General features: G+C 59.3%; 1 protein-coding gene. It reads left to right on the top strand.

From position 1 onward, the window contains the following. Positions 1–241, top strand: a 241-nt coding sequence (locus ACPYOM_RS23660) for a pilus assembly protein TadG-related protein (protein WP_481347854.1), incomplete at both ends; no start/stop codon positions are given.

A 241-nucleotide genomic window follows, 5' to 3' on the forward strand; every position in this document is an offset into this window, starting at 1 on the left:
TTCTCATGGTGGTCCTTTTGGGCATGACCGCCTTCGCCGTCGATGTGGCGATGATGTATTCCGAGCATGCTCAACTGCAAAATGGTGCAGACTCGGCGGCGATCGGCATTGCCCAAGCTTGTGCAAAGAATGCCAGCTCCAGCGACTGCGCCGCACCGTCATCGACCGCGACTTCCCTTGCCGGCATGAATGCCCTGGATGGCGTCAGCAACGCGCCGGTTGCATCAGTCAACCTGAGCAC

The sequence above is a fragment of the Monashia sp. HAY1-2A genome (assembly GCF_056755315.1).